At 57.0% G+C, this 19889-nt stretch carries 21 protein-coding genes; 12 read left to right on the top strand and 9 right to left on the bottom strand.

All coding sequences use genetic code 11. The features are described 5' to 3' along the window. Positions 1-10 precede the first annotated feature (10 nt). Together SINAC_RS37680 and SINAC_RS37675 are read left to right on the top strand one after the other, a co-directional pair. Positions 11-508 carry a hypothetical protein gene (locus SINAC_RS37680; protein WP_015250775.1) on the top strand — a complete coding sequence of 166 codons (498 nt, stop codon included), beginning with the start codon at positions 11-13 and terminating at the stop codon, positions 506-508. A 2-nt stretch (positions 509-510) separates the two neighbouring features. After that, positions 511-1086: a hypothetical protein gene (locus tag SINAC_RS37675; protein WP_015250774.1), complete on the top strand. Its 576-nt coding sequence runs from the start codon at positions 511-513 to the stop codon at positions 1084-1086. A gap of 23 nt (positions 1087-1109) precedes the next feature. Here SINAC_RS37675 and SINAC_RS37670 read toward each other — a convergent pair whose 3' ends face one another. After that, complete coding sequence (locus tag SINAC_RS37670) at positions 1110-1640, bottom strand: hypothetical protein (RefSeq protein ID WP_015250773.1); 531 nt, start codon at positions 1638-1640, stop codon at positions 1110-1112. Further along, positions 1630-4464 carry a MobF family relaxase gene (gene mobF / locus SINAC_RS37665; RefSeq protein ID WP_015250772.1) on the bottom strand — a complete coding sequence of 945 codons (2835 nt, stop codon included), beginning with the start codon at positions 4462-4464 and terminating at the stop codon, positions 1630-1632. Before mobF ends, SINAC_RS37670 begins: the two co-directional genes overlap by 11 nt. 516 nt (positions 4465-4980) lie before the next feature. Between mobF and SINAC_RS37660 the strand changes: the two genes are divergently transcribed. Next, a complete protein-coding gene (locus SINAC_RS37660; RefSeq protein WP_015250771.1) occupies positions 4981-5187 on the top strand; it encodes a hypothetical protein in 207 nt (68 codons plus the stop codon). 45 nt (positions 5188-5232) lie between these two features. After that, complete coding sequence (locus SINAC_RS37655) at positions 5233-5703, top strand: hypothetical protein (RefSeq protein WP_015250770.1); 471 nt, start codon at positions 5233-5235, stop codon at positions 5701-5703. A gap of 335 nt (positions 5704-6038) precedes the next feature. Here the strand turns inward: SINAC_RS37655 and SINAC_RS37650 are convergent, their stop codons facing one another. Both SINAC_RS37650 and SINAC_RS37645 read right to left on the bottom strand, forming a co-directional pair. Then, complete coding sequence (locus SINAC_RS37650) at positions 6039-6548, bottom strand: CRISPR-associated protein Cas4 (protein WP_015250769.1); 510 nt, start codon at positions 6546-6548, stop codon at positions 6039-6041. Next, complete coding sequence (locus SINAC_RS37645; protein WP_015250768.1) at positions 6545-6811, bottom strand: hypothetical protein; 267 nt, start codon at positions 6809-6811, stop codon at positions 6545-6547. The genes SINAC_RS37650 and SINAC_RS37645 overlap by 4 nt, the downstream gene beginning before the upstream one ends. Positions 6812-7066: 255 nt before the next feature. Here SINAC_RS37645 and SINAC_RS37640 point away from each other — a divergent pair, with 255 nt between their 5' ends. Both SINAC_RS37640 and SINAC_RS37635 read left to right on the top strand, forming a co-directional pair. Continuing rightward, positions 7067-9145, top strand: coding sequence for an HsdM family class I SAM-dependent methyltransferase (locus SINAC_RS37640; RefSeq protein WP_020467750.1), 2079 nt, complete (start codon positions 7067-7069; stop codon positions 9143-9145). Further along, on the top strand, positions 9142-10701 hold the full coding sequence (locus SINAC_RS37635) for a hypothetical protein (RefSeq protein ID WP_020467751.1): 1560 nt from the start codon (positions 9142-9144) through the stop codon (positions 10699-10701). The genes SINAC_RS37640 and SINAC_RS37635 overlap by 4 nt, the downstream gene beginning before the upstream one ends. A gap of 116 nt (positions 10702-10817) precedes the next feature. Here SINAC_RS37635 and SINAC_RS37630 read toward each other — a convergent pair whose 3' ends face one another. Further along, entirely contained in the window at positions 10818-11201 is a 384-nt protein-coding gene (locus SINAC_RS37630; RefSeq protein ID WP_015250766.1) for a PIN domain-containing protein, read from the bottom strand. Continuing rightward, positions 11194-11472 (bottom strand): AbrB/MazE/SpoVT family DNA-binding domain-containing protein, encoded by a 279-nt coding sequence (locus SINAC_RS37625; RefSeq protein ID WP_020467752.1) that lies wholly within the window; start codon positions 11470-11472, stop codon positions 11194-11196. The genes SINAC_RS37630 and SINAC_RS37625 overlap by 8 nt, the downstream gene beginning before the upstream one ends. Before the next feature lie 209 nt (positions 11473-11681). On the opposite strand from SINAC_RS37625, the gene SINAC_RS40455 reads away from it, so the two are divergent. Together SINAC_RS40455 and SINAC_RS37620 are read left to right on the top strand one after the other, a co-directional pair. Further along, positions 11682-12104, top strand: coding sequence for a hypothetical protein (locus SINAC_RS40455; protein ID WP_157579530.1), 423 nt, complete (start codon positions 11682-11684; stop codon positions 12102-12104). Continuing rightward, positions 12101-13066 carry a tyrosine-type recombinase/integrase gene (locus SINAC_RS37620; protein WP_015250764.1) on the top strand — a complete coding sequence of 322 codons (966 nt, stop codon included), beginning with the start codon at positions 12101-12103 and terminating at the stop codon, positions 13064-13066. The genes SINAC_RS40455 and SINAC_RS37620 overlap by 4 nt, the downstream gene beginning before the upstream one ends. 42 nt (positions 13067-13108) lie before the next feature. Here SINAC_RS37620 and SINAC_RS39410 read toward each other — a convergent pair whose 3' ends face one another. Continuing rightward, positions 13109-13660, bottom strand: a complete 552-nt coding sequence (locus SINAC_RS39410; RefSeq protein WP_237722955.1) for a hypothetical protein — start codon at positions 13658-13660, stop codon at positions 13109-13111. A gap of 295 nt (positions 13661-13955) precedes the next feature. Continuing rightward, positions 13956-14522 (bottom strand): hypothetical protein, encoded by a 567-nt coding sequence (locus tag SINAC_RS37615; RefSeq protein WP_015250762.1) that lies wholly within the window; start codon positions 14520-14522, stop codon positions 13956-13958. A gap of 384 nt (positions 14523-14906) precedes the next feature. On the opposite strand from SINAC_RS37615, the gene SINAC_RS37610 reads away from it, so the two are divergent. Together SINAC_RS37610 and SINAC_RS37605 are read left to right on the top strand one after the other, a co-directional pair. Continuing rightward, positions 14907-15092: a hypothetical protein gene (locus tag SINAC_RS37610; RefSeq protein ID WP_015250761.1), complete on the top strand. Its 186-nt coding sequence runs from the start codon at positions 14907-14909 to the stop codon at positions 15090-15092. An 821-nt stretch (positions 15093-15913) separates the two neighbouring features. Continuing rightward, on the top strand, positions 15914-17404 hold the full coding sequence (locus SINAC_RS37605) for a hypothetical protein (protein WP_020467754.1): 1491 nt from the start codon (positions 15914-15916) through the stop codon (positions 17402-17404). An 811-nt stretch (positions 17405-18215) separates the two neighbouring features. Here SINAC_RS37605 and SINAC_RS37600 read toward each other — a convergent pair. Further along, the gene (locus SINAC_RS37600) at positions 18216-18605 is read right to left on the bottom strand and encodes a hypothetical protein (protein WP_015250759.1); all 390 of its coding nucleotides are present in this window, start codon (positions 18603-18605) and stop codon (positions 18216-18218) included. A gap of 119 nt (positions 18606-18724) precedes the next feature. Between SINAC_RS37600 and SINAC_RS37595 the strand changes: the two genes are divergently transcribed. After that, on the top strand, positions 18725-19465 hold the full coding sequence (locus SINAC_RS37595) for a ParA family protein (RefSeq protein WP_015250758.1): 741 nt from the start codon (positions 18725-18727) through the stop codon (positions 19463-19465). Continuing rightward, a complete protein-coding gene (locus SINAC_RS37590; RefSeq protein WP_015250757.1) occupies positions 19456-19833 on the top strand; it encodes a hypothetical protein in 378 nt (125 codons plus the stop codon). The genes SINAC_RS37595 and SINAC_RS37590 overlap by 10 nt, the downstream gene beginning before the upstream one ends. Positions 19834-19889: the final 56 nt, after the last annotated feature.

Genomic DNA, 19889 nt, shown 5'->3' with positions numbered 1-19889 from the left:
GAATCACATCATGGATGATGCGAATGACGACCTAAAAATTACCATCCAATCACTCGCCGTTGAAATGTCCCAAGCCTTTGAGAAAGCAGTCCGTCCGTCGAGCGGCGAGGCCTTCCGCAAGCTGAAAGACGTCGCGCCGGATTGGATGCGCACCGTCTGCCGCAAGGCTCACGATGACGGCGAACTTCTGCCCGACGATCACCGCTATGAATTCATCGAGCAGGCGGTGGATGCCTTGGCCAATCACGATGACACGGATTCAGCATGTGAAAGTCTGGAGCCGGATTTTTATACGAGCGGCCTGACGGGATGGCTGCATAGCCAGAATAGCCGCGTCTGTTACATCAGCGAAGCGATGGAGGAATACGGCACTTTCAAGGACGGTTTCAAGCTCCTGGCCGCTGCCCAGATGCTGGAGAGGGAGGAGGTGTTTCGGCAGGTACTTGACGCCTTGCAGAAGGAATTGGCCAGCGGAGAAGCACGCGACGACGCGGCAGGGGAGGCATAGCAGTGATTGCCATCGAAACCGAAACCGTCGAGCAGGACGGCCACACCTACCGCATCGCCATCTATCCCGACGGCGATACGCCCAACCCGCTTGACGACTGGAGCGAAATGGGCTCCATCCTCAGCCTAAACCGCCGGCACGCCAATTTCGATCCGGGCGGCATCGAAGCCGCGATCGACGGCAATCCCGACGCCGTGGCGCTCAGCTACTTCGAGCATGGCCTGTGCTGCTGGTCGGTCGCCGGGGAACTCCCCGCCGCCAACCGCAGCCCGTTCGATTCGGTCAGCTTTGCCGGAATCTGGCTGCCCGATGCCGAAACGCTCGAATCGGCCCGCCGCTATGGCGGCAGCACGCGGCGGCATTTCATGCGCCAGCGCGCCGGTCAGGCATGCGACGTTTACACCCAATGGTGCAACGGCGACATTTACGGCTACGACATCAGCCGCATCGTCGCCTGCCCGGACTGCCACGGCGACCGGCTTGAGCCGGTCGATAGCTGTTGGGGCTTCTACGGCCTGGAGGCGTGCCGGGCCGAAGCCAAGACGATGCTCGCCACCTGCGGCCATAGGGCGGCCTAGCCGCCGCGTGATGGCAATGCCGGTCATTTTTTCGGCGTGGTGATTTCGATGCCGGTGATGACGACCGCCTTCGCTTCCTTCGGCGAGAAATCCCATTTGGGCGGCAATTGCCGCACCCAACCGACGGCATGGCGGCCCAGCAGCTCATAGAGCATGTCCAGATTCCGGCCGATCAGCCGGACATCGGTAATCTCCGCCTCGACAAAGCGGAGCACCAGCTCCGGCCCGCTGCCCGGATCGGCGGCAGGTAGCAGCCGAATCCGCCGCAGGTCGGCATAGGCGAACCCCTCCCGCGACTGGTTGGCCAGCAGGAAATGCAGGGTGATCTGCGGCTTGTTGGCGACGCGCGAGCAGGCTTGATAGGCGGAGCCGGGCAGGGGAAGCGTGTCGGCCGCCTCGATGCCTGCCGCCTCCGGCACGGCTTCCGGCGCCGGAGCGGGCGGCGGCACCGGCTCCGGGCTGGCTGGACCTTTCAGGATCGCTTCGATGCTGAATTGCTTGGGCAGCTTTGGCCGCTGCAAATCGACGACGTTGCCGCCGGTATCATCGTTCATGGTAGTTCCCCTGTTCCTGTTGCCCGAGCCGGTTCAAATGCGTAGGCGGCATCCTGGGCGGCTGTGGCGGCATGACACGCTCCCACGCCGACCGCAGGCGGGCAATGAGGCCCAGCCGCCGCTGGCGCTCCTGCTGGCCCGTCAGGAGCCGCCGCCGCTTCTCTTCCGCTTTCTGCTGGTCGCTGAGCAGGTCAAGCGCCGCGAGCTTACGGCTGCTGCGCTGCACGGCCTCCATCACCGCCGCCTTGTCGTCGGTATAGAGCGATACCGTTTCCTTGGCGCGCGACGCGGAAACGTAAAGCTGCTCCTGGTTGGTGGCCCCCAGCGATTGCGACGACATGCCCAGGATCGCCCGCTGGACGGTGCGGCCCTGCGCCCCGAACGACGTTTCCACAAACCCATGCCTGAGCAGCCCGGCATCGGCCCGGATGACCCGGCCATCCTCCAGCCGCAGATTGCCGCCCGGCGTGAATTCCCGCACGGTGCCGGTATCGCCGTTTTTATAGCTGTGGTCGCCCTGAAAGCTCTTGACCGTGCCGGTGAAGCGGATGCGGTCGCCAGCGGCAATCGGCAGGGTTTCCGGCCTGTAGAGCGAAAACTTCGCCGCTTCCGATAGGGGAAGTGCGTCGGGATCGATGACAGTCAGGCGCTGGCCTTTCTTGAAGCCGCCTTTCGCATTCTGGTGGAAAAGCAGCACGTCGCCTGTTTGATAGGTGCTGGCCAGCCCCCGTTCCGCTTCGCTGGCGTTGGCGTTGACCAGCTTCAGAAACGGGCGTTCCTCTTCGCCGAGCTTGCCCGCCTCGCGCAGCTGGCGGCGGATTTCCGCCGTGATGCCGGCCGCTTCGGCGTGCGTAGGGCTGACCACCAGCGCGGATTTGCCGTCTTTTTGGGCCTGCACATACTCCGCCGCCATCGCGCGGTTGCGCTCAGCGTCGTCGCCGATTTCCTGCACATGCCCCAGATCGTCCAGCGCTTGCAACCCGGCGAGCGTGTCGCCTTCCGACAGCAGCTTGACCGCCGCACGCTGGGCGGGATCTTGTTGGCGCAAAATGTCGGTCAGCAGGTAGGGCTGGATGCCGCCATATTCCTTGAGCACCCGCAGCAACGCGCCACGCGGCACGGAGCCATGCTGCATCGCATCGCCCACGAAAATCAGCTTCAAATCATGTTTCTCCGCCAGCCGGAACAGTTTCACCGCGTCTTTGTGGCCAAGCATCGAGCTTTCATCGATGACGACACGACCGCCCGCCGCCGCGTTTTGCAGCCGCTCATCCAGCAGGAAGTGCGCGACGGTTTTGACGTCGAAGCCGCCCTTGGCCAATTCCTTCGCGGCATCGCTGGTGCTGGCCAGATAGGTGACGGTTTCCCCGGCCATCCGCATCCCTTCGTCGAATTTGCCGAGCATGGAGCTTTTCCCAGCCCCTGCCGGCCCTTCCACCAGGTTAACGGCGTTACTCGATGCCAAAAGCCCTGTGGCGGCCCGCCACTGGCCATCGTTGAGCAATTTGCCGTCTGCCATGCGCCGGCTGAATCCCTCCGGCACGCCGACCGGCTCCGCCTGGCCGCGCCCTGCCGCCGACCGCCCGGCGATGTAGCGATCCTCGGTTTGCAATTCGGCTGTCGTGCACATGCGCTGGCCGTTTTGGTGGGCGAAGATGACGCCGGTGCGTTTGGCCGCCCGCTCAATGTCGGCGGGCGATGCCTGCCCCATGCTGCGCTCCATCGCGGTGGCGGCCAGCTCTTCCCAGCGGAACGCCGATTCCTGCTCACCGTGATGCCGTAACGCGAAATCGATCGCCTTATCCGCCGCCTGGTCGCGGTCGGGCCGCGGATTGAGGCCCAGCCTCGCGCGCCTGATCGTTTCGTCAATCGCGCTTCCTTCGTCATCGGTGATGCGGCTGGCCCAGTATTCCCGGCATTCCGCCAGCGTCAGGTCGTCGCGTTTGCCGTGCCGCGACGTTCCTCCCAGCTTGTCCTTTGCCACCGCCGACAGGTGATCCGGCGCCGTGGGATTGGCCGCCTGCTTCCCCGCTACAATGGCCTCTTCCAGCTCATCGACTTCCACCGACCGCCGCGAATTTTTCTCGATTACGGATTTTGGGATGCCTTTGATGTCCCACGAATGGTATTTGCCGTTTTTCTTCCAGGTCGTTTCGGTTTCGTAGCCCAGCTCATGCGTGAGCTTGTTTGCCAGGATCGTGTCGAAGCAGCGGTCGAAGTAACGGCGCAGATCCATGATCGGCCGGAACTTGACCGCCTTGATTTTGTCCTCCACTTCGTCGTGCGTCACGTTGGCAACGACGACATGGAGATGCCGATCCCAGTCCGGCATCCAGCGCCAGCGATGCCCTTCCGGCAGGCTTTTATCCTCAACCGGCCGCGTATCGGCATGCTCGACGACATAGCCCACCAGGTTGCCCGTCACCCGGTCATCCTGCAAGCCATCGATCCGCACGCGGCAGGTGGCGTATTCCTCCAGCATGGCAAAGGCTTCACGCACCGATGCCCACATCGCCGCCTGAATCCGGTCGTCGCCCCGCTCCAGCGCCGTGGTGACGCCTTTGGGCACGCTGGCCGTCAAGTCCCAGGCCGGTATCCGGTTTTCGATCAGCTTGGCGGTGAGCTGATCGCCGGTATGCGGATCGAGGCCGCGAATCAGCCGTTTGAAATGCTCGTAATCCGGCTCGCCGTCCAGGCCCAGCTTGTCGGCACCCTTACCGAGCCATTCGCAGCCCAGGCCGCCATCCTGGTAGTAACCCGCGTCGGATTTTTCGTAGTAGAGTTCCGCCCGCTTAACGCTTTTGATCGGATTCATGCGAAGCATTGACGTGTTCCTGCGCGTACACAATATCTAGCGAATCATAGGTGGTTACACATCTAAATCAAGTGGTCGCTGACGCGACCACAAAAGCCAAGGTAGAGAGCAGTCTGATGCCCTTCGCGGTGCCAAGGAAAAAATTCAGCCGTTTTACACGGTGAAAAGGCTTCCCCGGAACCGTCGCAATAACGGTTGCTTAGTCGAGTAACTGACACAGAAGGTTTTAACCGCTTGCATCGGCCGCAATCGTAAAGGCCGTCGGCAGCCGGATGAGCGCCGGCAAACGAAACTGCGTGACAAGCGGCATCGCTTCGTACTAGATTCGACCGTGAGGCAGCCATGCTGCCTTGGGGCGTGATAACCCTGCATAGAAGCGGTTTGTGTGACCGACATTCGCACTCCTCGACCTTTGGCCGGGGAGGCATACGCTATACCACAGGCGAAAGCCGAAGGCGTAGGCGACCTTTCTTTTATGAGGTTTATCAACTCTCCCGGCACCAGAGAATACGAAAGGGAGAGCCTATGAAGCTGTTTCGCTATGACCTTAAAGACGCCACGGAGGAGACACTGGAAAAAGTGCTGATCGGCGAATTTGCCTCCAGCGACCTGGCCATCGCGCATATCTGCCGCAGGCGCCCCCAGACCGCAATGCTTTCGATCATTCCCACTGGCGCCGATGGCATACTCGATGAAACGATGTGGGTGTTGGAGTGCCGCCCCGCCAATTAAACGATCGCGTTTGACGATCGGCGACTTTGCCGCTATGGCTAGCCGATGGACAAGAAACAATTCTTCGAGCGATTTCCCGAAACCAGCGTGATCGGTCGCGACGCCACGCCCGATGAGTTGGTCGTCTATTTCGACCATAATGGCGAGGTTGGAGCCTGGCGTGAAAACCGCCGCACCACCACCGGCGAGGGGGAAATCCTCGGCCTCGATGACGCGGCGGCAGCCCGGCACCGCTACGCACACCAGAGAGCGCCACAGCCGCAGGACCTCGACAGCGGCCTGGTGGAAAGGAATTGGGTGCGCACCAGCCGCAAGCGAGGAATGATGACCGAGCGGACGCTTGAAGGCGAGGACGTATCCGCCAGCTTCCTCGATCGATTGGGGCAATTGCAACACGTTGCGGGGAAAGTCACCCGCAACGACGCCGGTGAGTTAGTGGTTGAAAGCTGGATGGATGGCGTGCGGCAGGAAATTGCCGTTACGCGGAATGCCAGTGTTAACGTGAAAGGTCGATAGCGTTTGGCCTGAGGAAATTGAACGCATGCGATAATCTACGGATTGAAGAATAATTCAGCCGGCTAGCTAAATATAGATTGCCAAGCCTTGAAAATTGTGATTTTAGTAGGTTAGCGTGATGCTCTTGGAAGGAAACTTGCCACCCAAGGTGTCTCAACCAACAGGCTCCCCAGCCTGACCATTCTCGGTCACAACGGTTGATTCAGAGGAGGATTATTCCCTCACTTGCAACACGTATTTCACTTTATGTATCATCTACGTGACATTTGTTACATAATGTCCAATAACGTCCATTTGTCAATCTTTAATTTCACGTTAGCCAATTCTTAAACAAGTTATGCCCGAGCCTGCCTACAATTACCCCGCTGGCCGCAGGGCGGGCACTGGTAGGGCGTCGGGTTCACCGGAATCGGCTGATGGATCGCCGCCCGCGCCTGTCGTATCCGCCCGGCCAGGTCGAGCACCCTTTCCCGCAGCGCCGCGTCGTTTTCAACCCGGTGCCTGCTATCGTCGCCGCAGACGATGAAGCCATGCGACGGCTTCACCCCTAACTGATCCTCGATCAGCAGGAAATAGACCCCCATTTGTGTCCGGTGCCACCGCCGCACCGTGCGCGCGGATTTCCATTCCTCCGGGTTGATCGTGCCGCCCGTTTTGACAAGGCGATCTGGCCTACCGGTCAGCCCGTAGCGGCGGGAGGTCAGCGTTACCTTGTCCAGTGATACCGTTTTGCCGCTGTCCAGCCCGCGGCGCTGCCGTATGCCCGTACCCAGCCGCATCAGCAGCAGGCCCAGAATCGCCGCCAGCACCGCCCCGGCGACCAGCCACGGTATTCCTCCGGTCATCGGGTGAACGCCAGCCACAGAAGCAGCCCCAGGGCCGCCAGCAGCACCAACGCCCGGCCCAGCCTGATCGATCCGCCCGCGACACGCTCCGCAACCGCCTTGCGCGCATGGTGCCGGTCGCCTGCTGCCAGCGATTTCCCGTTAGCCGGTTCCAGACCTAGCCCGTATTCGAGCCGCCATTGCTCAGCGCAATAGTCGTAACAGGCCATTTCCGAAGCGGAAATCAGGTCTTTTGGCCGCTGCCGTCGATTTTTCCACCGCATGTCCCACCTCCGCCAGAAACATCGCCCATAATGGACGACCGGTTCATCCATACAGTATTTTTGGCACTACAATTAGGAAGAAAAGTATTTTGTCCGGGTAAAAATTCCGGTCCTCACTCCTTAATCCTGCAAAGTGCCAAACCGTGGCCTCGATGCCCTGGAGACCTTGCCAGAATGAGAGTTTCGGTCTATGACCTGGTATGCTGGCCTGCCCGCCGAAGAGAGGCTGTGTCATAGAACGGAGATTTTTTGGGAATGCCAACTGACGCGATGAACGAACTGACATTTGCGGGTTGGCTGGCAGAATTCACTGCAACGCGGGCAAAGCGCCGCGAAGATGCTGGCGAACCGGTGCTTATCGCCTCGGCCGCCATTGAAGAGCGTCAGGTTGACGCGGAGGGTAGCGTTCGGCGTTGTGATCTGCGGTTCAACAGTTCATCAGGGAGAAAACTCGCCAGCGGTGAACTGAAGAGACCAGAGGTTCCTGAAGGACGCGATCCGAGAAACGAAAAACTCCGCTTTGATGCCAGACGGAAGGCAGTTGCAAGGGGACTGCCATATTATTTCACATGTAATATTGCCGACGTTGTTCTCTACCAGGTGGCCAACAATCCTACCGAAGACGATTTAGAAGTTGGTGCGTTTAACTTGGCTCCAATTACCCGATCAGGCCAAGCCGAAGCGTATCGGGCGCAGATCGACAAACAGTGGAGCGAGTTTCTCGACGCCCTGGAAGTCAAATTGACCGCTATCGGGAGAACCAGGCCAACAGTTACCACAGAAGATGTAATCGCCATTCGCGATGCAATATATGCAGTAGCCAATGAAGTGCTACCTCGCATTTTGCGTCGAGTCAGAGCTGATCCTTCACTTGCCGAGGAACTTCGCCAGGAATCAGCACGCTCCTTCAATTTCCCTGCCGCATTGCAAGAAAAATTTCCTGATAAATTCCGTGAAGAATTAATCCAGATGCTTCGGTTTGGCACGTTCGTCGTCACCCAAAAACTTATTCTCTATCGCGTCTTAGAGGATGCCGGCCCGCGCAGAAGCGATCCTTACCGCCTGGATCAACTCGACGTACCACGTGCTTCAACCGATCCACAAGCTATCAAAACCGTACTTGACCAAGCTTTTTCACTGGCCATCCGCCGATCAAAAGATTACGAAACGGCGTTTTCGCCGCAAAATTTTGTCCCCCTTGTATTTACGGACCCCGAAGGTGCGCAGGAAACGGCCGAATGTCAGATTGGGGAAGTCTGGCATCAACTACTTACGACCGTGAAGAATGTTTCATGGCTGAGCATTTCTCAAAATATCGTCGGCTTACTATACGAAGTCATCGTCGAGGAACGGTTTCGACATCAGCTCGGCCAATTTTATACCCCGGAGGATGTGGTCGATCTCTTGACGGGATTTGCCATTAGGGCGCCAGGAGAACTTGTCCTTGACCCGGCGACAGGTGGGGGAAGTTTTCTTCGCTCAGCTTACCATCGTAAGAGAGCATTGGGAGAGAATCACGCGTCTGCTTTGGCGACCATCTGGGGCTGTGAAATTACGGCCTTTGCCGCCGAACTGAGCACCGTCACTTTGGTAACAAGCGATACGCATGAGCCTGCCGCTTATCCGCGTGTCCTGCTTCGTGATTTTTTCGAGCTGAGACCTGGGCTAGAAACCGAACTGGAAATACCGGGCGAACTTGGACGATTGAAGATACCAACGGAATTTGACGCCGTAATTGGCAATCCTCCCTACATTTCCTACAGGCGAATCACCAATCAGCCCAAAATCCTGAATGCTCTGGCAACAGCACGCGATGATATCACCATGCCAAAGTTTACGGGTAAAAGTGACGCCTACCTCTGGTTTATCGTGCATGCGACACAATTCCTGAAGAACGGGGGCCGCCTTAGCTTCGTGGTATCGTCGGCGATTTTATTTGCTGACTATGGCATACCACTTATCCAATTCATTGGCCATCATTTTCGCATCCGTGCAATTGTTGATTCTACTGTAGAACGGTGGTTTGCTGACGCTGATACTAATACCGTTTTGCTGCTGCTAGAACGCGAAACCGACGCCGAGGCACGTTCAAGCAATTCTATCCGATTCGTAAGACTCCGCCGACCGCTTGCCCAACTGATCCCAGACCCAAGCAGCCCGGATCGCCGTGGCCGGATTGAGGAGTTGGTTGCGCAACTTCTTGAAGCAAGTGCCACCGAAGATGATCCACGAATGCAAGTGAATCTCGTTGTTCAAGGCACAGATGGCGGGCTGCAAATCGAAGCAGGAAATGACGACGATGAGGAAGGATTGCTTGAGGAGGACGATGAATGAGCTTCAGTAAGAATCTTGATCGCTTGATTACGCCAGGTGTTTATGCCAGAGGCATTAAGGTAAAAGTTCGCTGGGGCCAGCTCATCCGTGCCAGTGTGGCGTTATCCGAAGACCAAAGCAGGCTAGTCACTTCAGAAAAACTCGTGCAGCTTGACAGCTTGGGCAAAATCCGCGGAGGAATTGTTACGCGTGCAAATGGATATTTCTTAGTTCGTGAGATCCCATTCGATCAGATACCCGCCCGTTTCAAAATGACGCGTGGAGATGTCAAACGGCTTGCCGTCATCACTGACGGTCTGGATTTCATGGCAAAAATTGAGCGGGAGTTCTTGAAACCTGTCATCAAAGGGCCAGAAAGTCTTGAATCAGCTTTTGGTGTGAGACGTAGCGATATACGCCTTTTTGATGTCAAAGACGACAAGAAAGCCCTGGAACAACGGCACGCTAACGGTGCTCTAGCTTACCTGCGACGCGGCGAGACGGTGAATTTCAAAACATCCGAAGATGAGCTTAAAGGCGGCATCCCGTCGCTACGTCCTCAGGTGAAGAATCGGAAGCCCTTTTGGTATAGCCTGCAAGGCGAACAGACAGCAAGAACCCGGATCGTGTTTCCCGAACATCTTAGCAACCGGTATGTGTTCACACTTATTTCCGATTCTGACCCAAGTGTTATCATCGACAAGCTTTATCTGTTTGAGCCAAAATCAGACGAATCCGCTCAAATCATCCATGCGGCTCTGAATAGCCTGTTTTCCTGGTATCAGGTCGAGCTTAGAGGTCGATCCCAACTCGGTCAGGGCGTCCTTGAACTGAAAATCCCCGACTTCGCGGGCCTACTGGTCATCAACCCTGCTACGATGTCAGCAAAGCAAAAATCCGCACTTCTCAAAGCTTTCGCTGACATGCCAGCACCAGGCAGCGGACCGAGCTTTTCGGAGCTGGGAACGGCTGCCCGTCACGCTTTCGACCTTACATATCTGAAACTTTGCGGATTTTCTGATCCGGAGGCAATGGTCCTTCGGCTCGAACAGGAACTGAGAGCACTTGCAGGTGAACGAATCGAGCGTCGGCTATCCGTGTCCGAAGCCAAAGTCAGTCGCCGCAAGGTTACGAACGTTGCGGCGAGTGTCGATGCTTACGCAACCCGTCTAGCAGCCTCAATCGAACCGCATCCTGATCCCCGCAGCTTCCTGGAAGAGGGCGCGCAGACCGAAACCGTCGCCATCTTGGCACCCGTAGAAGGCGCGCTAGAGGTCGGAGTCGAACTCTTCGACCAAGGTGAAGTCACGGCGGGAGGGATCTGTGTAGCTCGTGCAGGCAGCATTCAAGCGGCTCAATTCGTGCGGGGTGTACTCATGATCCAACCGGACCTCTCTCAGGTTGAGGTGCCGACCGCTAAATTCCTTGAAAAACCCGTATCCGATTGGCACCGCGAATGCCGCCGCTGGCATAAGAAATTCAAGACGACGGCCGAAAAGACACTTGTAGGGTTAGACGACCCGCGAACCCGCCTTGCTGTTGAACAGCGAGCTTTGCGACTCCTGCATGCGTTTTAATCAATTATCAAAGTTCTATTCGACAATTTCGTCATCGAACATAGCGGCCGACGCGCCAGTCGCTTCTCGCGGTTTCGCGGACATCTCTTGCGGTCGTTTTGCCACGTCCTTACCGGTCATCGAATTTGTTCCACCTTCACACCGACATCGACCTTCGACCAATCCCGATCCGTTGTCATTACGGGTAATTGCCGTTTCAAGCCCAGGGCAAGGCACGCCCGATCCGCCAACGATAGGCCGACCGGCCGGGTGATCTTCCAAAGCGAAGCCAGGATTTTCGCCTGTTCCCCATCGAAGGGAATGATGGCGATGTGGAGGCGTTCGATCTGATAGGCAACCTCATCGAGCGGTTTGCCATATTCGACCAGTTTACCGATCGTTTCCCCCAGGTTCACCGCCGACATGCAGGAGGAGGCGAGCACGGCGGCAACCTTATCCGCTCCCGGTTCATTACGCAAAAAGGCGATGAGCGCCGAGGCGTCAAGAACCGTCTCAACCACGACTTTCCCGCTCTGCTTCCTCGCGGCGGTCGCGGATCAATTCTTCCGACAGCAGGCCGCTGGTCGGCTTGATGTCCGAGAAGAATGCCTGAACTTCCTTTACGGCTTGCTGCGCCGTGGTGATGTGGATCCCGCGATCATCCACCTCGACGATCAATTCATCGCCCTGGTCGATGCCCAGCCGGTGCCGGGTGGTGGCGGGGATCAGAACCCGGCCTGCCGGGTCGATGCGGGCACGGAAGGTTTCATGTGACTTGTCGAGCGTCTGCATAATTTGCACATAGTTGGTTACACTGGATTGTTTTCGATTGTGCCATAAGAGTGTACATATGTCAACACTGTTTCCGTACGACAAAGCCCGCAGAACACCCATGTCGTCCATTATCGCCAATTTGCCGCTTGACTCCCCTGCCCTCGTTTGGTATCCGATAAAGGGGATTATCGGATACCAACACCCAACTCGATGCGTGCGTGCATGCCATGTCAAAAGAGAAACCAACACAGATCAAAAGTTCTCGGGCCATTCCGATCGATAGCCAAGCCCATACCGAGGCATTTGGGCGGATGGTGTTAGGAACCATTCATACCGTCCCCGAATACGTGCGGGACAGCGTTCTGCCGCCCGATTATCCAGGCCGAACTACCGTGCAGGTGGCAGGGAGTGGTTTAGGTGCTGGTGGTTTTGCCGTCGAGCAAATTATCAGTGCAACAACTGCCAGTGGAGATCCACTTCATAAAACCTACCGTTATGAATACACTGCGATACTTGGTGGCGGAAGTGTCCGTCAAGACGTGACTTATGATTATTCTACGTCCACCAACGGTCAAGTGAACGATCACCACCAGCATCCTGAGGAAACAAAGCAACGCCTTGGTAACTGGCCAGGATTCGAGTCACTATGAGCGGCCATCAGATCGAAATCACCAGGCCCAGCAGCGGCCTTATCCTGCCCGCCGTCATCGCCGACGCTGGCGAGCATGCCGGCCGCCGGTTCGTTGAATTCCTCACCGCCACCATCCGCAATAAGAACACGCGGAAAGCCTACGGCCGGGCGATCGCCGACTTTTTCGCCTGGTGTGAGCAGCATCGGCTTTCGCTGCCCGCCATCGAGCCGGTGCACGTCGCCGCCTACATCGAGCAGCTGACTGTCACCAAATCGGCCCCGACGGTGAAGCAGCACCTGGCCGCCATCCGCATGTGCTTCGATTGGCTGACCAGCGGCGGTGTCATCCGTTTCAACCCGGCCGCCTCGGTTCGCGGCCCCAAGCACAGCGTCAAGCGCGGCAAGACGCCGGTGCTCACCGCCGACGAAGCCCGCCAATTACTCGACAGCATCGACATCAGCACTGTAATCGGCCTCCGCGACCGGGCGTTGATCGCCGTCATGGTCTATAGCTTCGCGCGCGTCGGTGCCGCCCTCGCCTTGAAGGTCGAGGATTATTACACCGAGGGCCGCCGGGCTTGGTTCCGCCTCCATGAGAAAGGCGGCAAGCGGCATGAGGTGCCCGCCCACCACAACGCCGAGCATTACTTAGATGCCTACATCGAGGCGGCGGGCATCGCTGGTGATAAGAAATCAACCCTCTTCCGCTCGATCAATCGGCAGCGAACGCTGACCAGTCGCCCTCTGGTCGCGCGGAACGCTCTCGACATGGTGAAGCGCCGAGCCATCGCCGCCGGCTTGGACGCATCGACGTGCAACCACACCTTCCGGGCCACCGGTATCACCGCCTACCTCGAAAACGGCGGCACCATCGAGAAGGCGCAGCAAATCGCCAACCACGAATCACCGAAGACGACCAAGCTCTATGACCGCACCAACGACCAGATTACGCTCGACGAAGTCGAGCGTATTGCAATTTAACATTCCATCACAATCCTAACAATCATTCAGCGGTTGCTCAATCTATCGCCTCTTCTTTACAATCCAATTCCCCCCTTCTTTAACAGAGCCAACTGCTGATTTTGACACATCAGAAACTGCTTTATCAATCTCATTACTGAAACTTTTAAGCCAATTTCTCATGTCGTTAATATTATTTGGCATGCCACCTTTCTCCTCAGCAAATACAAGCAACTCATCAGTATCCAGACTACTATTAAATTCCGCCTTAGGAATCCTCACCTCGGTGGAGCTGTCCCGCTCCCGCTCATTTTGCGAAACATTTGTTGACGCATACTTTCTTGCATCAATTGTACGGTAAACTTGCCCATCGGCTTTAAAAATTGTATAAATAGCATGACCTCTCCCAGTCCGTGATCTTCCACGCACTTTTGTCCACACATTTACCTTGATAACAACGTCGTTCCCATCTTCTCGGTATTCTACGTTCCCTTTTGCTCTGGTGTGACCTCGCGATTCTTCTTTCATTCCAAACCACTCGTCCGCCTTCACGTCAGAGGTGAAAGCTGTCAGCAAAGCTACGGCTACCATCCAAAATGATGCGATGCGAAGCATGATAAAACTCCCGTTGTTGAGCCACGGATAAAATCGAGTGCGACCGAGGCTTATCAAAAATACTGAGTTGATTTGCAGCCTCATCTTCTACTAGCAGGATACTCGCAATTACCTACGGCGGCCGACGGAGTCTATCATCCCCGCTCGGTATCCCGCTTGGACAAATCGCCTACTTACCGACGGCTGAAATGCCGTCGGGTCGCTCTCATGAATCGAACGACACGGCGGCTCATGCACGACACAGCGATATATCGCGAAAAACCAATCTGCTTACTCTATCGAATACCGCAAATCTCTATTTCTTTTTCCTGACAATCCAGTTTGTGCCTTCCTTGATAGTCCCTGCCGCAGCCTTCATAACATCCAACCGGGCTTTGTCGATCTCTGGCCCAGCCACTTCTTTAATCCATTTGGCAAGGTCTGAGGTGCTAGTTGGCACCCCGCCCTTATCTTCAGCGAACACATCTAATTCATCCGTGTCAAAATTACCGAAGTATGAATCTTTTAGAAAACGTACTTCTGTCTCATTGTGATTTTCGTTTGAGCTATCGGTAAGGCCTGTTGAAGCATATTTTCGCGAATCGATAATCTTGTATGGTGTTCCATCAGCCTTCCACACAGTGTAGATAGCATGTCCTCGACCAGTTTTCCCCTGTCCAGAAACCTTAGTCCACACATTCACTTTAATGACTACGAATTCTTTGCCTGCCCTTGTCTCCTCACGGTACTCCACATTACCTTTTGCCCTAGTGTGTCCCTCTGATTTTTCCTTCATCCCAAGCCATTCATCGGCTGAAACGATCGCGCCTTGGGATACAACAAAAGTAATGATAGCTAGAACATTCCATGCATTGCGTCGCATTGAAGCCGCCCTCTTGAGACAGGGATGATTTGATTCTTACTCGCACGTCGGAATAAGATTGCCCTATTCAAACCCACGGCTTGCGACCGATCAATCCAAAAGTTGCCAAAATGGGATTATTTCCACCCAGCACACTTGCCCAACCGACCATCCCGCCGATCATGGCCCATCTGGCGGGCGGTTCCATCCGCTCCAACAGGCTTTCGCTGGGATCGGCAATGATTTCCCCATCTATAGGTTGCTTGGCCGACGATTACCACCAATCCGATACCCCGGCAAGGCTCGATTGCCCATACCTGAATTTCCCCGCTTACTGGACGCCCGTACCGATAGCGTTATACTGGCCAGCCATACAGATCGCCGACGAACGCCGGGAGGCTGGTCATGCCGCCGCTGGAACAGCTCTTTACCCTGGAAATCGAATTCCACCGCAGGCTGAGGATGGATGCACCCGGCGTCCCCGACGCCACGGCCCTGCACACCAGCTACGCCCTGCAATCGGGCTATGAGCCGTTGCTACGCGGCATCGGTCGCGTGACTGCGCCATCGCGCGATTCATATCGATCATAATCGTACCCGTTCACAAGATCGATCATCATCTTGAACTGGTCAGGCCTGCACCCATCCTATTCAAATGTTCCCTGCCACGCCATAACCGCCTCATCTTTCTCTGGCTGTGAATGTCCCTCGATTTTCCTACCCACCCTCACCGGCAGGTATGTCACCTGTCAGAAGCGTCTAGCTGGCCGCCTCCAGCCAACCTTTGACGCAGCCGCTCGGGCATACCTGATTGCGGGAATGACTCGCGGCCAAGGTGGTAGATTTCGGCCAGCTCATGATCTATGAATAACCCTAAGCCGTTACAATTGGACGACTTATAGATTGCGGAAACGCCCAGTACCCGGCACTTTGGGGTTCCAGACCGGCACTTTGAGGTATCAAATCCGGATTCCCGGCGACCCTGCCGGCTGGCGAATCCGCGTAACCTGTTGTATGGCGACCCGCCAAGGGAGATTTTCCCCGTGAAAGCCCTCCCCGGCACTTTGAGGTTCAGCCTCAACCCTCCTTTTACCAGTCCCGGCACTTTGGGATTCGGCCGCAATAGCGTGGAAATGCCCGGTATCCGGCACTTTGAGATTCCAACCCGGCACTTTGAGGTGTCAAATCCGGCACTTTGAGATTCTAAATCCGGCACTTTGAGATTCCAACCCGGCACTTTGAGGTAACGTATCCGGCACTTTGAGGTTCTAAATCAGTGCTGGATTTTTTTCCAAGTACCTGATACTAACTACTTTATCTCGACGGCATTTCGCCCTAGACTATTAGACTTAATTCTTAGACTTTAAAAGACAACAACTAGACAGCGTGTTGGTGCTTTTTTTGAAAGTGACATGATGGAAACAGATCCAAAACCCACTACCGAGCTGGTGCCGGTCAACACGATCCGTGTCGAAACCGCTTTCACTCGCTACCCGATGCACCGGCTTGCCCGGAAAGGCAACATCGAGATCAGCATCAGCGATGGCGATGAGCGGAGCGGCGAAACCAGGTGGGAGGTGGATTACAGCAAGAAACACGGCCAGCCCGGCCCGCTGGCTTACAAGCTCGACACCCTCATCATCAACCGCCGGATCGAGGAAGCCCGCCGCCCGATTTCCCGGCTCCTCAAGCTTGGCAGCCTGAGCGATATTTGCCGTGAGCTGGGCCTATGCGACAGCGGCAAAAACCGGAGCGACGTCAAAAAAGCCCTGTACCAGAACGCTTTCGCCGGTATTTCGACAAAAACCCGCTACAAGCAGGTCGATGGCACTGAAAACACCGTGGAAGCCGCATTCACCCGCTACAGCGTGATTTTTACCGGCGAGAAGCTTCCCAATGGCCAGAAGGCGGACGGCGTTTACATCACGCTCAACGATGTGTTTATGCGTGTAATCAACGGCGCGATGACCCGCCCGCTCGACTATGATTACCTGAAAAGCCTGCCCCCTGCCCCACAACGCTTTTACGAGCTGCTCAGCTACCAGATGTACGCCGCCCTCAAATACGACCGACCGCGTGCGAAGCTGGTTTACTCCGAATTCTGCGCCCATGCGCCGCAGATGCGCCACGCCGAATGGAAGCGGGCGCGCGCCCAGATGAGCAAGGTCATCCAGCCGCATCTGGAATCCGGCTATATCGGCAAGGTGGATTACCAGGACACAGTTGATCGCGATGGTCAGCCCGACTGGATCATGCTCTACATGCCCGGCCCGAAAGCCAGGGCGGAATTCCGCGCTTTCAACAAACGCGGCGGCCCCAACGTCCTGGAAATCGAGCCGCTGGAATCGTCTCTGGAAATTACCGGGCCGGTGGTAAGCGAACTGGAAGCGGAATTGATCGCCTTCGGGGTGACGCCGGAAATCGCCGGTGAGCTGGTCAGCGCCTATTCCGAGGAGCGGATAAAGGCCCAGTTGGAGCGGGTTTCCTGGGCTATCAATAAGAAGCCGGATAAGATCGACGAACCGGCGGCCTACCTGGTCGAAGCCATCAAAAAGGACTTTGCCGCGCCTAAATCCTTCGTTTCACATGCTGAAAAGCAGCGGCGCGAGGAAGCCAAGAAGAAGAAAGACCGGCTGGCCAGCGAAGCCCTGCGCCGCCAGAAGCAGCAGGAAGCGGATGAGGCCGCCGAGCTGCAAAGGGCCGACGATTATTACGCAGCGCTATCGCCGGAAGATCAGGCGGCAATCAACTCCCAGGCCGACGCATTGGCCACGCCTGGCGACCTGGCAGGCGAATTAGCCGAAGGCTTTGAATCGTTGCGACGCATCGGGCAGTTGATCCGCCGCCGCGAATTTATTCGCAACCTGCTCCGGTCATCCGAGCCGATGGCCGCCGACGCATAGCCCGCCCTGCCCCGCAAAGGCGATTCTAGCGGCCTTACCCTTCCAACCCACCTTCCCCCTGCCCCAGATCGCTTCCGGGCTTCCCAGGGCCATTTGCGGGCGTTTTCGACCGCTTCCCTGAATGCCCTTTCTTTCGACGTACTGAAAAAAAATGCCGCGATCAGGTTTAAATGGCCGTCGGAATGGTGCCTAGAGGTTGTCGGCCTGATCTCTCAACCCTCTCTTGGCATCCCGGCTTCGCCGTCGCGTGCTGCCGGACTCCGCTTCGCTTCGGTCCGCTACGCGGACAGCCTGCGGCTTCCTTTCGCCCGCTGATGCGGTCGGCAGCGGCGATTGACCCGCCCAAACATCCATGTTTGGTCAGGCCAATCGCGTATCGCTGCCTGTTGGAATGTCGCTTACGCGACGACCGGTTTTTGTTCCGGCTACTTTCCGCCCCATATCTCATGGGGGGCGGAAAGTGCCGGTTTGCTTGATCGGTGGCGGCTTCGCCGCATTTGATGATTGTACCCCTCCCGTCCCCTTTGCAGGGGAAGCGGGGGAAAGGAGCAGAAGGGTATGCGGGGCTGGATGCCCGGCTCCAGCCGCTCGCCAAACACCGCCTGCGCTAGCTCTGTCCGCCGTCTGCCGGCGGATGACCGGGCCTAAGAAAAGGTGGAATTCTGGAATTCAGGCGTTCCTGCATTGCCCTATTCCGTAATTCAGGCATTCCGCCTTTCCGACATTCCACTATTGCCCCATTCAAGAATTCAGGCGTTCCACCATTCAAGAATTCAGGCATTCCGGCTTTCTTGAATTCCGCCTTTGTTTGCTACTCCCCTGCCCTGTCCGGTTCCGGGGCCGTATCGCCCGAATGCAGCCGCAGCGCCGCGTCGAGCGCATAGCGGCGAAGCCCGGCATCCAGAAGCTGAGCCGCAAAAGTGCTTCTGTCAAGCTTGAGGCTCTTCGCCAGGGTGGTCAACCGGAAATCAACCGAGTCGGGCAAAAGCAGCGTGGCCTTTGTGCGCCCATCCGTCCGTCCGGGTTTACGGTCGGCTGGTTTTGCGGCTGCACGCTTCGGCTTCTTAGGCGAGATGGCTTCTTGTGAGTCATTGTCCATTACGTCACCCCGCATCAGTGAGTAGGCGGTGATCCGTCCAGCCGCATATGCGGCGAAGCGTCCATCTAATTTCGGCTTGTCAGTAGTTGCGACTTGACCCATCCCCCGCCCCGGTCTATTTTTGTTCTGAATTCAGGAATGGAGGAAAGGGGAAAAGGTGGAATTCCTGCATTCCTGAATTCAGGCTTTATAAAGTGAATGTTCAAAGGGAGTTATGTCGTATGGCCGTCTTAGCAGTCGTAAATCAGAAAGGAGGCGTAGGCAAGACCACCACCACCGCCGCGCTAGGCGTGCTCCTGGCCCGGCAGGGCAGGGGGGTGCATCTGGTGGATATGGATCACCAGGCCGACCTGACCAGCGCCTTCAATTACAACGATGCGGATGGCCAGCTCTATGAGGCATTGAGCAAACGCGGGCCGCTGCCGGTGGTGCCGATCAGCGATAACCTCACGCTCACGCCGTCCTCCATCGACCTGGCACGCGGGGAAACGCAATTCGTCGCCGAAGTCGGCCGCGAAAACCTGCTCAAAACCTGTCTGGCCAAGGCCAAAATCCCCGCCGATACGACGGTGCTCATCGACTGCCCGCCATCGCTGGGCATCCTGACCAGCAACTGCCTGGCAGTTGCCGATGCGTTGATCGTTGTGGTCAAACCCGGCGGATTTGAAATGCGGGCCTTCGCCACCCTCGAAGAACTGGTGAAAACCTACCGCGAGCAGGTGAACCCCAAGCTGATGATCGCCGGTTTCATCATGACGGAAGTGCATTCCAGGCGGGCGATCAACGACGTGGTGGAGGAGGAAATCGGCAAGCTCTACCCCTTGCTTGGCAGGATTAGGGTCGAGTCGGAACTGATGTACGCCACCAGCGAAGGGCGCATTCTGAAGCTCAACCGCTCGAAGGCCCTTGAGGATTACGCAGCGGCTGCGGAAAAGCTAAAGGAGGTGATGAAATGGGATTGAGACGAGATAAGTTTCGCAACATCGTTGGCGGCATCACCTCGCAGCCAGAGGACGAGCCGGAAACCGCCGCCGCGCCGCCACCGGCAGAGCAGGGGAGTGTTGCCGATGATAGTGATTCACCTGTCGAGCCATCGCCCGCCAGCGATACGCGCCGCTTCGCCAAGCGGGGCCGTCCCAAAGGCAGCAAAACCGAGCCAGCCGACAAAGGCCGGAAGGTCAAAGTGTCGCTCTTTCTAAGCGAAGTCATCGTCAATGATTTATATGAGTGGGCGCACGACGACAAGATTCATCCGGGCACAATGTTCGAGCGGGCCTTGAAACCGTTCCACGAGAAAGAAGAGAAACGCCGGAAAGCCGGAAAGGAGTAACGCCGGAAAGCCGGATAGGCGGAAAGTCAGAAAGTCGGAAAGCGGGAATGGTGGAA

This window comes from Singulisphaera acidiphila DSM 18658 (assembly GCF_000242455.2).
Lineage (GTDB): Bacteria > Planctomycetota > Planctomycetia > Isosphaerales > Isosphaeraceae > Singulisphaera > Singulisphaera acidiphila.
Note: the sequence above shows the minus strand (reverse complement) of the source record. Positions and strands in the feature narration are given on the sequence as shown.

Coding starts and splice junctions, on each gene's coding strand:
- SINAC_RS37680 (WP_015250775.1), top strand. CDS start 11: ATGGATGATGCGAATGACGACCTAAAAATTACCATCCAATCACTCGCC.
- SINAC_RS37670 (WP_015250773.1), bottom strand. CDS start 1,640: ATGAACGATGATACCGGCGGCAACGTCGTCGATTTGCAGCGGCCAAAG.
- mobF (WP_015250772.1), bottom strand. CDS start 4,464: ATGCTTCGCATGAATCCGATCAAAAGCGTTAAGCGGGCGGAACTCTAC.
- SINAC_RS37660 (WP_015250771.1), top strand. CDS start 4,981: ATGAAGCTGTTTCGCTATGACCTTAAAGACGCCACGGAGGAGACACTG.
- SINAC_RS37655 (WP_015250770.1), top strand. CDS start 5,233: ATGGACAAGAAACAATTCTTCGAGCGATTTCCCGAAACCAGCGTGATC.
- SINAC_RS37650 (WP_015250769.1), bottom strand. CDS start 6,548: ATGACCGGAGGAATACCGTGGCTGGTCGCCGGGGCGGTGCTGGCGGCG.
- SINAC_RS37645 (WP_015250768.1), bottom strand. CDS start 6,811: ATGCGGTGGAAAAATCGACGGCAGCGGCCAAAAGACCTGATTTCCGCT.
- SINAC_RS37640 (WP_020467750.1), top strand. CDS start 7,067: ATGCCAACTGACGCGATGAACGAACTGACATTTGCGGGTTGGCTGGCA.
- SINAC_RS37635 (WP_020467751.1), top strand. CDS start 9,142: ATGAGCTTCAGTAAGAATCTTGATCGCTTGATTACGCCAGGTGTTTAT.
- SINAC_RS37625 (WP_020467752.1), bottom strand. CDS start 11,472: ATGCAGACGCTCGACAAGTCACATGAAACCTTCCGTGCCCGCATCGAC.
- SINAC_RS40455 (WP_157579530.1), top strand. CDS start 11,682: ATGTCAAAAGAGAAACCAACACAGATCAAAAGTTCTCGGGCCATTCCG.
- SINAC_RS37620 (WP_015250764.1), top strand. CDS start 12,101: ATGAGCGGCCATCAGATCGAAATCACCAGGCCCAGCAGCGGCCTTATC.
- SINAC_RS39410 (WP_237722955.1), bottom strand. CDS start 13,660: ATGCTTCGCATCGCATCATTTTGGATGGTAGCCGTAGCTTTGCTGACA.
- SINAC_RS37615 (WP_015250762.1), bottom strand. CDS start 14,522: ATGCGACGCAATGCATGGAATGTTCTAGCTATCATTACTTTTGTTGTA.
- SINAC_RS37610 (WP_015250761.1), top strand. CDS start 14,907: ATGCCGCCGCTGGAACAGCTCTTTACCCTGGAAATCGAATTCCACCGC.
- SINAC_RS37605 (WP_020467754.1), top strand. CDS start 15,914: ATGATGGAAACAGATCCAAAACCCACTACCGAGCTGGTGCCGGTCAAC.
- SINAC_RS37600 (WP_015250759.1), bottom strand. CDS start 18,605: ATGGGTCAAGTCGCAACTACTGACAAGCCGAAATTAGATGGACGCTTC.
- SINAC_RS37595 (WP_015250758.1), top strand. CDS start 18,725: ATGGCCGTCTTAGCAGTCGTAAATCAGAAAGGAGGCGTAGGCAAGACC.
- SINAC_RS37590 (WP_015250757.1), top strand. CDS start 19,456: ATGGGATTGAGACGAGATAAGTTTCGCAACATCGTTGGCGGCATCACC.